This is a genomic window from Collinsella tanakaei (assembly GCF_021531055.1).
Taxonomy (GTDB): domain Bacteria; phylum Actinomycetota; class Coriobacteriia; order Coriobacteriales; family Coriobacteriaceae; genus Collinsella; species Collinsella tanakaei_B.
In genome coordinates, this window is sequence record NZ_JADYTL010000001.1 from 453,437 (window position 1) to 469,405 (window position 15,969).

The 15,969-nt window shown below is 66.2% G+C and carries 12 protein-coding genes; 5 read left to right on the top strand and 7 right to left on the bottom strand.

The annotated features are described in order from the left end of the window. Positions 1-49 precede the first annotated feature (49 nt). The 3 genes from I6E04_RS01985 to arcA all read right to left on the bottom strand — a co-directional run bounded on the left by I6E04_RS01985 (position 50) and on the right by arcA (position 4,375). Positions 50-1,627 carry a TRAP transporter large permease subunit gene (locus I6E04_RS01985; RefSeq protein WP_235421475.1) on the bottom strand — a complete coding sequence of 526 codons (1,578 nt, stop codon included), beginning with the start codon at positions 1,625-1,627 and terminating at the stop codon, positions 50-52. Between the two features lie 156 nt (positions 1,628-1,783). Then, entirely contained in the window at positions 1,784-2,779 is a 996-nt protein-coding gene (gene argF / locus I6E04_RS01990; RefSeq protein WP_235421476.1) for an ornithine carbamoyltransferase, read from the bottom strand. 354 nt (positions 2,780-3,133) lie between these two features. After that, the gene (arcA, locus tag I6E04_RS01995; protein ID WP_235421477.1) at positions 3,134-4,375 is read right to left on the bottom strand and encodes an arginine deiminase; all 1,242 of its coding nucleotides are present in this window, start codon (positions 4,373-4,375) and stop codon (positions 3,134-3,136) included. A 660-nt stretch (positions 4,376-5,035) separates the two neighbouring features. Between arcA and ppk1 the strand changes: the two genes are divergently transcribed. The 5 genes from ppk1 to I6E04_RS02020 all read left to right on the top strand — a co-directional run bounded on the left by ppk1 (position 5,036) and on the right by I6E04_RS02020 (position 11,484). Then, on the top strand, positions 5,036-7,621 hold the full coding sequence (gene ppk1, locus I6E04_RS02000; protein ID WP_235421478.1) for a polyphosphate kinase 1: 2,586 nt from the start codon (positions 5,036-5,038) through the stop codon (positions 7,619-7,621). 145 nt (positions 7,622-7,766) lie between these two features. Continuing rightward, on the top strand, positions 7,767-9,080 hold the full coding sequence (rlmD, locus tag I6E04_RS02005; protein ID WP_235421479.1) for a 23S rRNA (uracil(1939)-C(5))-methyltransferase RlmD: 1,314 nt from the start codon (positions 7,767-7,769) through the stop codon (positions 9,078-9,080). Positions 9,081-9,222: 142 nt separating this feature from the next. After that, positions 9,223-9,768 (top strand): DJ-1 family glyoxalase III, encoded by a 546-nt coding sequence (locus I6E04_RS02010; protein WP_235421480.1) that lies wholly within the window; start codon positions 9,223-9,225, stop codon positions 9,766-9,768. A 19-nt stretch (positions 9,769-9,787) separates the two neighbouring features. Further along, entirely contained in the window at positions 9,788-10,369 is a 582-nt protein-coding gene (locus I6E04_RS02015) for a Maf family protein (RefSeq protein ID WP_235421481.1), read from the top strand. Between the two features lie 110 nt (positions 10,370-10,479). After that, on the top strand, positions 10,480-11,484 hold the full coding sequence (locus I6E04_RS02020; RefSeq protein ID WP_235421482.1) for a P1 family peptidase: 1,005 nt from the start codon (positions 10,480-10,482) through the stop codon (positions 11,482-11,484). Between the two features lie 53 nt (positions 11,485-11,537). On the opposite strand, the gene hydF is transcribed toward I6E04_RS02020, so the two are convergent. The 4 genes from hydF to I6E04_RS02040 form a co-directional block, all read right to left on the bottom strand. Further along, a complete protein-coding gene (hydF, locus tag I6E04_RS02025) occupies positions 11,538-12,770 on the bottom strand; it encodes a [FeFe] hydrogenase H-cluster maturation GTPase HydF (protein WP_235421483.1) in 1,233 nt (410 codons plus the stop codon). Between the two features lie 131 nt (positions 12,771-12,901). Beyond that, positions 12,902-14,350 (bottom strand): [FeFe] hydrogenase H-cluster radical SAM maturase HydG, encoded by a 1,449-nt coding sequence (gene hydG, locus I6E04_RS02030; protein ID WP_235421484.1) that lies wholly within the window; start codon positions 14,348-14,350, stop codon positions 12,902-12,904. A gap of 109 nt (positions 14,351-14,459) precedes the next feature. Continuing rightward, a complete protein-coding gene (gene hydE, locus I6E04_RS02035; RefSeq protein WP_235421485.1) occupies positions 14,460-15,536 on the bottom strand; it encodes a [FeFe] hydrogenase H-cluster radical SAM maturase HydE in 1,077 nt (358 codons plus the stop codon). Next, complete coding sequence (locus I6E04_RS02040) at positions 15,529-15,804, bottom strand: TM1266 family iron-only hydrogenase system putative regulator (protein ID WP_235421486.1); 276 nt, start codon at positions 15,802-15,804, stop codon at positions 15,529-15,531. Before I6E04_RS02040 ends, hydE begins: the two co-directional genes overlap by 8 nt. Between the last annotated feature and the right edge of the window lie 165 nt (positions 15,805-15,969).

The following is a 15,969-nucleotide window of genomic DNA, read 5'->3' on the forward strand; positions in this document are numbered from 1 at the left end:
TCGAACCGGGCCGGCTAGACGATCCCGGATAGGGCCCGAGCGCTACGCGCTAGAGCACGACCAGAGCGATGGTCACGATGACCGCGGACACCACCGAGAGCACCACGATGAGCTTCATGGCGAACTTGAGCCACGTGGTCCACTCGATACGGGCGAGCGCGAGGCCGCCCATGATGGCGCCGGAGGTCGGCGTGAACAGGTTCACGACGCCGATGGCGCTCGAGAAGATCATCACCATGACCTCGGGCGAGAAGCCGAGCTGGGCTGCCAGCGGGCCCATGATGGGCATGGACACGGTGGCCATGCCGGAGGTCGACGGGATGAGGAAGGACAGACCGAAGTACAGCAGCCACGCGAGCGGCGCGAACAGGATGCCGGACACACCGGCGAGCGCGTTGGCCGCGGCGTTGAGCACGTACTGGTCGAGGCCCGTGGAAGCCATGAGGACCGAGATGCCGCGCGACAGCGCGATGATCAACACGACGCTCATCATGTCGGCGGCGCCGGCGATGAACGTGTTGACGATCTGCTTCTCGGACAGGCCGCCCACGACGCCGATGATGATGGCCATCACGAAGAACCACGTGGAGGCCTCATCGAAGTACCACTGGCCGATCGGCAGGCCGGTGATGAAGGCGGACCAACCCTGCGAGGTCTGGACCTCGCCCACGGCGACGCCCTCGACGGAGCCCTCGACGGTGGTCGCGGTCCCGTTGGCGTCGTCGTACGCGGCGACGAGGTCGTCGGTGACGACCGGGGTCTCGAAGGTCTCATAGGAAGCGCCGGCGTCGAAGAAGTTCGCGACGCCCTCGTTGAGGTCGGCGATGGGGATGAAGCCGGCGATCATGACGACGAACGTGAAGGCGAAGATGCCCAGGCACGCCTTCTGGCGACCGGTGAGCACGACCTCCTTGGCGGCCTCGGCGGCAGCGGCGCCGTGGGCCTCCTCGGCGTTCTTAAGCTCCTGCATGGACAGGATGGTGGAGCCCTTGTCGGCCTTGACCTTCTTGGCGTACCCCATGACGAACACGATTGAGATGGCGGTGGTCACGATCCACAGGACCGCACCCAGGCCGATGATGATGGTCTGGTTGACCTCGATGCCCACGCCGCGCAGGGAGTCGACGGCGGCGCCGACGGCGAACGGGTTGACGGTGGAGCCCAGGCAGCCGCAGCCGGCGCCGAGCAGGACGGTGGCGGCACCGACCATCGGGTCGAAGCCGGCCGCCATCATGGTGGCGGCGAGCAGGGCGTAGAACGGCACGGTCTCCTCGCACATGCCGTAGGTGGTTCCGCCGAGCGAGAAGATGATCATCAGGACAGGGATGATCATGAGCTCGTTGCCCTTGAGCTTCTGGACGAGGGCGGCGATACCGTTATCGAGGGCACCGGTCTCGGTCATCATGCCGAGGAAGCCGCCGAGGATCATGACGAACAGGCATACGGGAAGCGCGTCGGCGAAGCCCTTCACCGGCGCGGTGAAGAAGTCGCTCGCATGCGCCGGGGTCACCTGGTCGGGAGCCATGCTGCCGACGATGACGGTGATGATGGCGACGATGGCCAACAGCAACAGAAGAATGGTAAATGACGAGAGCATGCCACGCTTTTTCTTGGTGGTCTCAGCCATTATGCTCATCCCCCTTTCTTGTTGAAAAACACGTCCGCGCGACACCGCCCGCCGTGCCGTGCGTTATCGGACGGGGCGCGGGCAACAGACGGACTCCCCCGCCGTGGCGGACGCGGATGCGCGCCCGCCACGGCGGAAGATGAAAGGAGAGGCGACCTACTTGAGGGTCGCGTACATGACGGCCTTGATGGTGTGCATGCGGTTCTCGGCCTCGTCGAAGACCTTGGACTGCGGGCCCTCGAACACCTCGTCGGTGACCTCCATCTCGGTGACACCGAACTTCTCGGCGATCTCGGCGCCGGTGGTGGTGTTGGTGTCGTGGAAGCTGGGCAGGCAGTGCAGGAAGATCGCGGACGGATCGGCCAGCGCCATGAGCTCGGAGGTGACGCGATAGGGCTCGAGCTGCTTGATGCGCTCGGTCCAGACCTCGTCGGGCTCGCCCATGGAGACCCACACGTCGGTGTAGATGACGTGCGCACCGGTGCACGCCTCCTTGGGGTCCTCGGTGAGGGTGATGGTGCAGCCGTTGGCCGCGGCGATGGGCTTGCAGGCCTCGATGACGTCGTCGGTGGGCATGCACTCCTTGGGCCCGCATGCGACGAAGTTCATGCCGAGCTTGGCGCACACGACCATGAGGGAACGGGCCACGTTGTTCTTGGCATCGCCCATGAACACGAGGGTCTTGCCCTTGATGTCGTAGTTGAAGTTCTCCTGGACGGTCAGGATGTCGGCGAGCATCTGGGTGGGATGCCACATGTCGGTGAGGCCGTTCCACACCGGCACGCCGGACTTGGCGGCGAGCTCCTCGACGTCGGACTGGGCGAAGCCGCGGAACTCGATGCCGTCGTACATGCGGCCGAGCACGCGGGCGGTGTCCTCGATGGACTCCTTCTTGCCCATCTGGGAGCTGCCCGGATCGAGGTAGGTCACGCCCATGCCGAGGTCCATGGCGCCGACCTCGAAGGCACAACGGGTGCGCGTGGAGGTCTTCTGGAACAGCAGGACGATGTTCTTGCCCTCAAGGTAGCGGTGCGGGGTACCCGTACGCTTGAGGTCCTTGAAGTTCTTGGCGAGAGCGAGCATGTACTCGATCTCCTCGGTCGTGAAGTCGAGCAGACGCAGGAAGCTGCGACCGGAGAGGTTAACGCCCATGAAAGGTTCCTTTCGTGAGAAAAATCCGTGCATGAAACGCATCGAACGATGCGAGGGGCCCATCGGACCGAAGACCATCCGATCCGATGAACCCCGACCGAACCCCTATCGACCGAATTTCTTCTAATCGCACGTTCGTGAAGGGCTCGGTTTCCCGAGTGCCCCGGATCGTCCCGAAAACGGAGGGCATAGGCCTTAGGGCCATGCCCGAACGTTTGAGGGGCGAGGCGGGGTGCTCGGGGAAACGAGGTCGGTTTCCCAGGTGCCGCAGGTCGGTGCGAACGAGGAGGGCGCACGCCTAGCGTGCGGCGCCCGACGAGTGAGCGCCGAGATGCGGCACCTGGGGAAGCGAGACTAGAGGTCCTCGCGCCAGAAGGGCATGCTCATGCAGCGCGGGCCACCACGACCGCGGGAGAGCTCGGCCGAAGGCACGACGAGCAGCTCCATGCCCTCCTTGTAGAGGACGTCGTTGGTGACGGTGTTGCGCTGATAGACGCAGATCTTACCGGGGGCGACGGCAAGGGTGTTGGAGCCGTCGTTCCACTGCTCGCGCGCCGCCGCGATCGGGTCGCCGCCGCCGCAGGGGATGAGCTTGACGGCGTCGATACCCAGGGCCTTGGCCAGGATGTGCTCGAGCGTGTCGTTGATCTCCACGATCTCGACCTCGCCGGGATTCGCTCCCGGGGTGAGCTTGTAGACGGTCAGCGTGCCCATGATAGCCGGATGGATCGTGAACTTGTCGACATCGATCTGCGTGAACACGGTGTCGAGGTGCATGAAGGCACGGGACACCGGGATGTCGAACGCCAAGATCGTATCGATCTTGGAGTCGGAGTTCCAGAACATGTTCTGGGCCATCACGTCGATGGCGGCAGCCTGGGTGCGCTGCGAGATGCCCACGGCGATCGTGTGCTCGTTGATGTTGAGCACGTCGCCGCCCTCGGTGTGGAAGGTGCTGTCGCGGCGGTAGTACAGCGACACATCCTTGTAGTCGGGATGGTACTTGAAGAGGTACTTGCCGTAGATGGTCTCGCGGTTACGGGTGACCGAGTACATACGGTTCAGGTTGACGCCCGTGCCGACGACCGCGAACGGGTCGCGGGTGAAGTAGAGGTTCGGCATCGGGTCGACGAGCAGATCGGACTCGGACTCGGTGTTGACCAGCGAGTCGAGCGTGACGGAGCTCGTGAGCGGCAGGTCGATCTCGGCCTTGGTGATGCCGGCCATGGTCTTCTTGACGAACTCGAGGTTGTCGGTGATCGAGTCGAGCTTCTCGCGGATGGCGGCCGGGGCGATCCTGCCCTTGATGCCCGCCTCGGTGAGCCACTGATCGAGGAACTCCTCGCGGGCCTCGGGCACGGCGTCGAACGCCTCGGCGACGAGCTTCTCGAGATAGAGGACCTCGACGCCCTGCTCACGCAGGATCTCGGCGAAACGGTCGTGCTCCTGCTGAGCGACCTCGAGGAACGGAACGTCATCGAACAGAAGACGCTCGAGCTCATCAGGCGGCAGGTTGAGGAGCTCCTCGCCCGGGCGATGCAGGCAAACCTTCTTCAGCTGCCCAATCTCGCTCGTGACATGCAGTCCTTTCGTCATAGCCTCCTACCTTTCTATCCAGGCCGCGACGCGGCCCCCTTGGCGGCCCTCGTGCTAGGCCGTCGCTTTCGGACACTCATAGATTTATCCAATACCGCCACCGAGTTACACGACACCGCCGAGCGGTATCAAAGGGCGCGTAAACGGTATATTTGTACAATACGTGCATGGTCTACTTTTATCAAGTAAAGCATGGATACGTGCGAAAACGAGACGAGCACCAAGGACGCAATCTGAAAACTCCTCTCGTTCTTACACCCTAAACTGCATATTTATACCTCCATTTTGTATATTCATCTGTTTTTGGCAGCGCGTTTCCAGCCGCGCAAAAAGATTCACTATTGCCAAAAAAATATGCGCACCGACCCCCTTGAGGACCACTTACCGCCAAAAAGGGACCGTTCGAAGCGCCGACGGCGTCCGCGAACCTCGCCGAACGGCCGCAGCCGTCCGCACGTCCGGCATCCTACCATTCCGGTTCGTTTTCATCCCGCGCCGCCATCTTATGTAAGCATCATGGCAAGCTTTTCCAAATCCGCCCTTCGGGCCTTCGGTGAACCCCTATATTGATGTATGGGTGTGCGCATCCCGGTCGACGCTCCGATCGACCGCGGCGGCGTCATCCCCGATGGAAGTTTTCACCCGGATGGAGAGAAGCCCATGGCCGACAAGGATAAGGATCGCAAGAAGAACGACAAGAAGCGCGGAGCCGAATCGCCGGACCGCTCCGGCCGCGCCGAGCGCCACGATTTCTCGTACACGCAGAACCGCGAACTGTCCTGGCTGCGCTTCGACGATCGCGTCCTCGCCGAGGCATACGATGAGACGGTGCCGCTGTTCGAGCGGCTCAAGTTCGTCGCGATCTTCGAGAGCAACCTCGACGAGTTCTTCATGGTGCGCATCGGCGGCCTGTCCGACCTCGCCACCCTCAAGCACCAACCGCGCGACAACAAGAGCAACCTCACGCCCGCCGAGCAGATCGACCGGGTCTTCGATGCCCTGCCGCCGCTCTACGACCGCGCCCAGACCGCGTTCCACACGCTCGAGGACAGTCTCGCGCGCCACGGTCTCGTGCGTCTGGAGCCCGATACGCTCGCCGGCGACGAGCGCACGTTCGTGGAGGGTTATTTCAAATCGTTCATCTCCCCCATCATCTCGCCGCTCGTCATCGACCCGCGCCACCCCTTCCCCAACCTGCGCAACGGCGCGCTCTACCTCGTGTGCGGCCTGGAGGGCGCCGATACCGACGAGAGCGGCCTGCTCGGCCTCATCGAGGTGCCCGCCATGCTGCCGCGCGTCATCGAGGTGCCGAGTGAGGGCGACGGATACCGCTACATCCTGCTCGAGGACGTCATCATGACCTGCCTGGACGGGTGCTTCGGCTCCTATAGCCCCCAGGACCGCGCCGTCATCCGCGTCATCCGCAACGCCGACATCGACCCGGACGGCGAGGGCGTCGAGGAGGATGAGGACTACCGCCAGCACATGAAGCGCATCCTCAAGAAGCGCCTGCGCCTTCAGCCCGTCTACCTCTACGTCCGCGGCAAGCTCAACCGCACCACCATAAAGCCCATCCGGCGCGCGCTCGAGCTCTCCGGCCGTGCGACGGCCACCCTCGACATGCCGCTCGATCTCGGATTCGTCTATTCGCTCGAATCGCATATCCCCGAGCGCGCCCGCACCGAGCTGCTGTTCGACCCCTTCACGCCCCAGGCGAATCCCGCGTTCACCGTGGGACGCAGCATGCGTGAGCAGGTCATCGAGGGCGACAAGCTGCTGTTCTATCCCTACGAATCGATGGGCCCGTTCCTCGATCTGGTACACGAGGCGGCCCATGACGACCAGTGCTTCTCCATCCGCATCACGCTGTATCGCGTGGCCAAGCAGTCGCGCCTGTGCGAGTCGCTGATCTCCGCCGCCGAGAACGGCAAGGAGGTCACGGTCCTCATGGAGCTGCGCGCCCGCTTCGACGAGGAGAACAACATCGAATGGGCGGAGCGTCTCGAGGAGGCGGGCTGCACCGTGATCTACGGCTCGGAGGGTTTCAAGTGCCACTCCAAGATCTGCCAGATCACCTATCGCGACGGCATGGCGATCACGCGCATCACCCTGCTCGGCACGGGCAACTTCAACGAGAAGACCGCCAAGCTCTACTCCGACTTCATGCTCATGACCGCGCACCCCGGCATCGGCGAGGACGCCAACGCGTTCTTCCAGAACCTCACCTTGGGCAACCTGCGCGGCAGCTACCGCTACCTGGGCGTCGCCCCCGCGGGGCTCAAACCGCTCATCATGACCGGTCTGAACCGTGAGATCGACCGCGCGCAGGCAGGACAGCCCGCCCGTGTGTTCTTCAAGCTCAACTCGCTCACCGACCGCGAGGTCATCGACAAGATCGCCGAGGCGAGCCGCGCCGGTGTCCAGGTCGAGATGATCATCCGCGGCATCTCGTGCCTGCTGCCCGGCATCCCCGGCAAGACCGAGAACGTGCACATCCGTTCGATCGTCGGGCGCTTCCTCGAGCATGCGCGCGTCTACGCGTTCGGCGAGGACGCCGACACGGTCTACCTCTCCTCCGCCGACATGATGACGCGCAACACCGAGCATCGTGTCGAGATCGCCTTCCCGGTCCTCGATGCCGACAAGCGCGCGCAGGTCATCGACTACATGCACATCCAGCTCGCCGACAACGTCAAGGCGCGCGAGCTCGCAAGCGACGGCACCTGGAAGCCGATCGAGCGCGCGGCGGACGAGGAGCCCTTCATCGCGCAGGAGCACCTCATGGAGCTCGCCTGCGAGCGTGCCGCCTCCGCCGAGAAGGTCGCCTCCAAACAGGCGGTCGCCCGCCCGAGCGTACCGCAGGGAACCCCGCCGAGCTCGGCCGTCGAGCCCGACGAGGAAGCCGTGCTCGAGCACGCGCCGGTCGACGACGACAAGAAGGCGGCAGTCGAGACGGTCCCCGCGACGACGCCGACAGCGCCTTCGGACGAGGGCCCGAAGGAAGCCCCCGTCGAGGAGTTGCAGACGGCAAAGGCCGCGCCGACGACCGTCAAGGCGACGCTCATCGAACCCGATCCCGAGCCTGCAGGCCGCACCGCCGAGGCTCGCACGGGTCGCCACGGCGGACCCGAGCCCGCGACGACCACGATCACCGTCCGCCGCCATGGCCGCGTGACCACCGGCTTGGCACTCGTGGGCCTCGGGCTCAAAACGCTGCTGTTCGGCTCCAAGAACAAGGGCAAGTAAGTTCCGCCCACCGCCCGCTTGCGATTCCCGCACGCCGCCCGCTCCGTCCCATCACCGGAGCGGGCGGCGTTTTTCGTGCAGGTTCGAAGCCCGGCAAGACGAGACGCTACACTGATGCGGTACAGCCGAGGACGGAAGGATCGCGATGAGGCTCACCATCGATTGCATGACCTACGGGCCGGACGGATTGGCCCGCACCGACGAGGGCAAGGCGGTATTCGTGTCCGGCGGCGTCGCCGGCGACGTCGTCGAGGCCGAGATCGTCGCGAACGGCGCGTCGTATGACCGCGCCCGCGCGGTCGAGGTGCTCGAGCCCTCCCCTTCCCGCGCTGCCTCCGCCTGCCCGTTTTCCGCCATATGCGGCGGTTGCCCGTGGGCCGCGCTCACGGTCGAGGCCCAGCGCGCGGCGAAGGAGGACAACCTGCGTTCCACGCTCAAGCGCATCGGCCGCTTTTCCGATGAGGACATCGCGCGCATCGTGCAGCCGCTGCGCCACGGTAAGGACGCATGGGGCTACCGCAACAAGGTCGAGCTCGCGCCCACGCACGCCAACGGCCGCTTCGCGCTCGGCATGCACGGGATCGACCCGGAGCGGATCGTCAAGGTCGACGCCTGCCCGCTGTTCGACAAACGCCACGCGCGCGCGGTCAAATCCGTCGCCGGCGCCCTGTCGTATCTGGGCAATTCGCGCGACCTGGGCATCGAGCGCGTCGGCATCCGCGCGAGCCGCCGCACGCGCTCCCTCGAGGTCGCGCTCTGGACGCCCACCGGCGCGTTCCCGCGCGCGCAGGTCGCCCGCGTGCTGCAGGACGCCGTGAAACCCACGAGCGTCGTCCGCGTGATGAGCAAGGGGGACCGACGCGCGCGCAAGGTCGCAGGCGTCGAGGCGCTGTTCGGCGAGGGCTCGTGGACCGAGAAGCTCGGCGAGGAGCAGATGCGCCTGTCCGCCCCGTCGTTTTTCCAGGTCAACACCGCCGGCGCCGAGATCCTGCTCGACCTGGTGCTCGATGCGTTGCAGCCGCGCGAGGACGAGGTCGCCATCGACCTGTACAGCGGCGCCGGCACCTTCACCTTGCCGCTCGCGCGCCGCAGCGCCTGGGTCGCCGCCGTGGAGGCCTACGGTCCCGCCGTGCGCGACCTGCGCCGCAACGTCGAGATCGCAGGCCTCGACGACGTCGACGTCATCGGTGGCGACGCGGTGCGGGAGTTCCCCGACGAGGACGCCGACGTGCTCGTCGTCGACCCGCCGCGCGCCGGATTGGACGGCCAGGCGATCGGCCTCATCGCCTCGACCGGCGCACGCGATGTGGCCTACGTCTCCTGCGACCCCGCCACGCTCGCACGCGACCTGCGGCGCTTCGTCGACGAGGGGACGTTCTCGATCGTGTCGGCCACGCCGGTCGACCTGTTCCCCCAGACCTTCCACTGCGAGACCGTGGCGCATCTCACCCGCGCCTAGAAGACGCCGCGCAGCCGCATGAAACCGGACCTGATCTCCGTGTCACGTGGGGCCGGATCGGTTCGGCGAAGAAAGCTGTCAGGTCGAGCTCGGGTGTGGGTATAAGGTCACAAAACGCACCCCCCTGTCGAAAGGATCCCCCATGTCAGCCGTTGCCGTGCTTGCCGCCGATGGATTCGAGACCATCGAATGCCTGACCGCCGTCGATATCCTGCGTCGCGGCGGGGTGCGCGCCACCCTCGTCTCCATCATGCCCACGCGTGACGTCGTGACCGCCCAGCAGGTCTCCATCACATGCGACAGCACGTTGGACGAGGTCGACTTCTCCGAATACGACTACATCGTGCTGCCGGGCGGCATGCCGGGCACCAAGAACCTGCGCGCCGACGAGCGCGTCTGCGACCTGGTCCGCGAGTTCGCCCTCACCAAGCACGTCGCCGCCATCTGCGCCGCCCCGTCCATCCTGGGCGAGCTCGGCCTGCTCGTCGGCAGGCGCGCCACCTGCTTCCCGGGATTCGAGACGAGCTTCCCCGAGGGCACCTTCGCCGGAGAGAAGACGGTCGTCGTCGACGGCAACCTCATCACCGCATCCGCCATGGGCCAGGCGCTCCCCTTCGCGCTCGCTATCCTCGGCGACATCGCGGGTGACGCGGCGGTCGACAAGGTCCGCGCCGGTATCCAACTCTAGGAAAGGCCCTCCTCACCCCATGATCCTCGCCTCACAATCCCCGCGCCGCATCGAGCTGATGCGTGAGGCGGGATACGATCCGCGCATCATACCCGCCGATATCGATGAGACCCCTCGCGAAGGGGAGACGCCGTTCGAGCTCGTCGAACGCCTGGCCGTCTCCAAGGCACGGGCCGTGGCGGCAGCGCAGGCGCACCCCGGCGAGACGGTCGTCGCCGCCGACACCATCGTCGCCATCGACGGCGAACTGCTCGGCAAGCCAGCCGACGAAGGCGACGCCCGCGCCATGCTCGAGCACCTGTCCGGACGCACGCATCAGGTGGCGACCGGCGTCTGCCTCGTTCGCAACGATGGTGGGCGACGCGTCGAGCGCTCGTTCGTGGAGATCACCGACGTCGAGTTCTACCCCCTGTCCGACGAGCGCATCGCCGCCTACGTGGCGAGCGGCGAACCCATGGACAAGGCCGGCGCCTACGGCATCCAAGGCGTCGGCGGGCGCATGCTCGTCCGTCGTATCGACGGCGATTTCTACAACGTCGTCGGCCTGCCCATCGCCCGCGTGGCGCGCGAGATCGAGGCGTTCGAACACCCTGCAAGCTGAGGAGAGACCGACGGCGGACAGCCGTCCTGCCCGGCACCGCGAACGCGCCCGAACGCCCGGCGTAGCCCCGCCCGCACTCACCCCGACCATCCCATCAAGAAAGGAACGCCATGGCATCTGATTCGCTGACGCCCATCTCCATCACCGATATCGAGGGCTTTTCCTTCGGCCATTGGACGGACGGGGACGCCGCGACCGGCTGCACGGTCATCGTCGCCCCCGCCGGTGCGACCGGAGGCGTGGACGTTCGCGGCGGGGCTCCCGCATCGCGTGAGACGGACCTGCTGCGTCCCGAGAACACCGTGGATGTGGTACACGCCGTCTGCCTGTCGGGCGGATCGGCGTTCGGTCTCGAGGCCGCATCCGGCGTGGCGCGCGAGCTCGAACGCCGCCACATCGGACTCGACGTGGGGCCCACGCTCGTGCCGATCGTCTGCTCGAGCTGCCTGTTCGACCTCGCGTTCGGCGACGCGTTCACACGGCCCGACGGTGGCGCCGGTGCCGCCGCCGTATGCACCGCCTTGGACGGTGGCGCCGATGCGCTCGCCGAGGGCTGCGTCGGCGCGGGCACCGGCGCCACCGTCGGCAAGCTGCTGGGAGCCGATCGCGCCATGAAGGGTGGCCTAGGGGCGCGTGCCTTCGAGCTCGGCGCCCTGAAGGTCGGGGCCATCGCCGCGGTCAACGCCTGCGGCAACGTGGTGGATCCGGACAGCGGCGCGCCGATCGCCGGCGCGCGCAACGCGGCGGACGGCACGCGGATCGTCGACCTGGAGGAAGGCATGCTTCGCGCCGGCGCCGATCTGTCCATGCCCCTCGACCGCACGAACACCACCATCTCGTGCATCGTGACCAACGCACGGCTCACCAAGGCGCAGGCGACCAAGGTCGCCCAGATGGCAGCCGATGCATACGCGCACGTCATCCGCCCGACGCACACCACCAACGACGGCGATACCGTCTACGTGCTGGCGGCGGGCACGATCGACGAGGGTGCGCCCGACTACCCGCTCGACCTCATCGGGCTTGCCGCGACCCGCGCGCTCGAGGAGGCGCTCGTCGCCGGCGTGCGCGAGGCGACCGGCATGCACGGCCTTCCCGCCCATCGCGATCTGTAGCGCACCGAGCCCGACATCCGTCCCCGACCCGTTTCGACGTGCGCGGCGAACGGCTACCCGAGCGCGGCGAGCGCTTCCGGGAAGGGCGCCAAGCTGCGTCGCAGGATACCGTGCATGTGCGCTATGGCGACACCGTAGTTCGTCATCGGCACGCCGGCCTCCGCCGCGCGAACCTGCCTGCTGCGCATCTCGCGCGCATTGAGCATGCAGCCGCCGCAATGGACGATCGCGGCGAAGCTCTCCAGCCCCTCGGGGAATCCCGTGCCGCTCGAGAATTCGAACGACAGGCCCGCTCCGGTGTGCTCGGCCAGCCACCGCGGCATCTTGACGGTGCCGATGTCCTCGCATTGGCGATGGTGCGTGCAGCCCTCGGCGATGAGGACCCGGTCGCCGTCGCGAAGCCCGTCGAGCGCGGCGGCACCGCGGACAGCCTCGACGAGATCCCCCTTGTAGCGCAACATGAGGATGGAGAACGACGTGAGCGGGACCGTCCCCGGCACCGTACGGGCAACGTACTCGAAGACCTGGGAATCGGTCACCACGAGCGCCGGGGGCTCGGCGAGCGCATCGAGGGCGCCTGCAAGCTCCGTCTCGCGGCAGACGATCGGAATGCATCCCGCATCGAGAAGGTCGCGGATGACGAGCTGCTGCGGCAGGATGAGACGACCCTTGGGCGCCGAGGCGTCGATGGGGCACACGAGCACGACCGTGCTGCCCGCATCGACCAGATCGGCGACGACGCGCCGCTCGCGCGCATCGCTTTTCGCCATATGCGCCAGGCGCTCCTTGAGCTCCCCGATACCCCGACCGTCGAGGGCGCTCACCGCCTGGACATGGCCTTTCAGCTCGGCATCCTTCGCACACAGGTCGTCGAGGTTCGCGAGCGCGGCATCTCGGTCGCACTTGTTCCACGCGATAAGATAGGGCATCTGCCGCGCCTCGAATTGCCGGATGAGTTCGCGGTCGGGCGCCATGAGTCCGACCGTGCCGTCCACGACGAGCACGGAGACATCGCAGCCCGTCAGCGTGCGACGCGCACGGGCGACACGCTTTTCGCCCAGCTCGCCCTGATCGTCGATGCCGGGCGTGTCGATGATCACGACAGGCCCCAACGGCAGCAGCTCCATCGCCTTCTTGACCGGATCGGTCGTCGTACCCCGCACGTCCGACACGACGCAGAGCTCCTGCCCCGTCACCGCGTTCACGACGCTCGATTTACCCGCGTTGCGCAATCCGAAAAAGCCGATATGCACGCGCTCGCCCGACGGCGTCTCGTTCAATCCCATGACGCTTCCCCTCGAATACCGATATAGCTCGAACAGCGGGCGGCACCCTCAAGGGAACGGGTGCGAACCGGCGCGCCGGCACCCGCGCCTCGTGCTCCCCATCCCCTCTTCGGGCACCTGCCGACCGGACGTTAGAAACGGAAATCGCGACGGTTGGAGTCGCGGATAGCGGCGATGTGCTCGCGCGCGATCTCGCGGGTGCGCTCCTTGGGGATGCGCGCCAGCTCGCGCTCGATGAGCGGCCAGCCCACCTCCGCCGTGGCCGGCGATGCATAGTCCACGAGGTACTCCGCGAGCGTCATGAGCGCATTGGGGTGACAGCAGTTGAGGATCTGGCCGCTCTTGCACAGGCTCATGAAGCGGTCCCCCGTGCGCCCCTCGCGGTAGCATGCGGTGCAGAAGCTCGGGATGTGGTCGAGCTGCATGAGCCAGCGGACCACCTCGTCGAGCGAGCGCTGGTCGGAGACGTCGAACTGCTCGGAGTCGTGCGGGCGCACCTCCTCGTCGTAGCCGCCCACGCTCGTGCGCGAGCCCCCGGAGATCTGGGAGATGCCAAGCTCGAGCGCCCGCCCGCGCACGGCCTCGTTCTCTCGCGTGGAGATGATCATGCCCGTGTAGGGCACCGCGATGCGGATGCATGCGATGATCTTGGCGAAGGTGTCGTCGTCGATACCGTTGTCGAACTGGTCCGGATCGATGTCGTCGGCGCGCTTGAGGCGCGGCACGGAAATGGTGTGCGGCCCCACGCCGTGCACGGCCTCGAGATGCTCGGCGTGCATGATCAGGCCCGCGAACTCGTAGCGGTACTTCTCGAGACCGAAGAGCACACCCAGGCCCACGTCGTCGATGCCGCCGTCCATGGCGCGGTCCATGGCCTCGGTGTGGTAGTCGTAGTCATGCTTGGGCCCCGTGGGATGAAGCTCGAGGTAGCTCTTCTTGTCGTAGGTCTCCTGGAACAGGATGTAGGTCCCGATGCCCGCATCCTTGAGCATACGGTACTCCTCCACCGTGGTGGCGGCGATGTTCACGTTCACGCGGCGGATGGCGCCGTTCCTATGCTTGATCGAGTAGATGGTGTCGATGCACTCGAGGATGTACTCGATGGGGTTCATCCGCGGGTCCTCGCCCGCCTCGATCGCCAGGCGCTTGTGGCCCATGTCCTGCAGGGCGATGACCTCGCGGCGAACCTCGTCCTGCGTGAGCTTCTTGCGCGCGATATGCTTGTTCTTGGCGTGGTACGGGCAGTACGTGCAGCCGTTCACGCAGTAGTTGGAGAGATAGAGCGGGGCGAAGAGTACGATGCGGTTGCCGTAGTAGGTGAGCTTGATCTGGCGCGCCAGCTCGAAGATCTTCTCGTTGAGCTCGGGCACCTCGCAGGCGAGCAGGACGCTCGCCTCCCGGTGCGTGAGACCCGCGCAGCGGTAGCCGTTGCCCTGACGTTGCGGGCGGGCCTTCTCGAGCAGCGATTCGATCAGCGGCACGTCATGCGCGTGCGCCGCGGCGTAGTCGAGGGTCTCGCGAATCTCCCCGTCGTTGATGAAGTCCTCGGCAGAGCGGGACCTCGGGTCATACGTCGCCATATGTATACCTCCTTCGAGGTCAGGCCAGGGCCTTTCCCCTCAGATCCGTTCGCACCGGACGCGGCGATACGTCCCGGTGCCCTACCATGCGACGGGGCGGGAAGCGCCCCTATTCCGTCGCGCGACGTCGCACGTCGCCGCGATCGACCACCACGTGGTATCCGATCGCCTCCATACGCCGCGAAAGCTCGGCCAGTCCCTCGGCCGCCTCGCTCCCGGCGCACGCCTTATTATCATACAACTCGTATTTCCGCCGCACCGTTATCGGCGAGAGGTTGGGCATCACCACGTTGGCGCCCGCGAGCATCCCGCGCTCATGTCCGCGCGCGTCCAGTGTACCCAGGGCGGTCGTCGCGGGCAGCAGCAGGCCCGGGTCGATCAGGCGCAGCAGCGAGAGAAGATAGCAGGTGAGCTCGGCCGAGCCGGCGGGTTCGTGTGCGAACGGCGTCGCATGGTGCGGGATGAACGGTCCGATCCCGCACATCGCCGGACGGAAACCCTCAACGAGCTTCAAGTCCCGGGCGAGCGTCGCGGAGGTCTGGTGGGGCGAGCCGACCATGAAGCCGCAGCCCACCTGATAGCCGATGTCCGACAACTCGCGCAGGCACGCCATGCGCCGCTCCCAGGAAAGCCCCGCGGGATGAAGCTGGGCGTAGTGCGCACGGTCGGCCGTCTCGTGCCGCAGCAGATACCGATCCGCACCGGCGTCGAACAGCGCACGATAGCTCTCACGGCTCCGTTCGCCGAGCGAGAGCGTCACGGCGCAGTCCGGGTGGGCCTCCTTGATCGATGCGACGATATCGCAGACGACCTCATCGGTGAAGGCAGCGTCCTCGCCGCCCTGCAGCACGAAGGTGCGGAACCCGAGACGATAGCCCTCCTCGCAGCATGCGAGGATCTCCTCACGTGAGAGGCGGTAGCGCTCGGCGCCGCGGTTGGAGCGGCGCAGCCCGCAATACAGGCAATCGTTTCGGCAATAGCTGCCGATCTCGATGAGACCTCGGATGAAGACATCATCGCCGTATACCGACCGCCGCGCCTCGCACGCACGCCCCGCCGCATAGGAAGCGAGCTCAGGGCAAAACGACGCCACAAGGCCCTCGTACTCCCCCAGCTCGAGCTCATGATCGACGGATAGCCGATCGATGAGCTCCATGCCCCGAGAAAGCGGGAGCGTATCAGGCATCGGCCGCATCCTGCTCGGCGACGACGTTGGAGTACAGGGTCTTGACGCTCACACCCGTAAGCGATCCGACCTTGCCGGCGAGCGCCGATGTGACATCTTGCGGCGCATCGAGCGCCACCGAGATCACGCTCACGGAACGTTGACGATAGGGCACGCCCATCCTGCCGATGATATAGGCGCGATACTCGTGCAGAAGCTCGTTGAGCTCCTCCACCGAGTCGGTGTCCTCGACGATGATACCCATGATGGCGACGCGGGTCGCAGACATGCCGGTCCTCCTTCTCACTCGACGTCGCACCGATTATACCGCCCCGCCGTCGCGGCGCAGCAGGTGGGGCGCGATCCGCCTTATCGCGACGCGATCCATCGCACGCTGTCTCAGCGCGCCCCGCCGAGCGGGCATGCGCGGTGCGCGGCCCGCCCGTATCGTCCC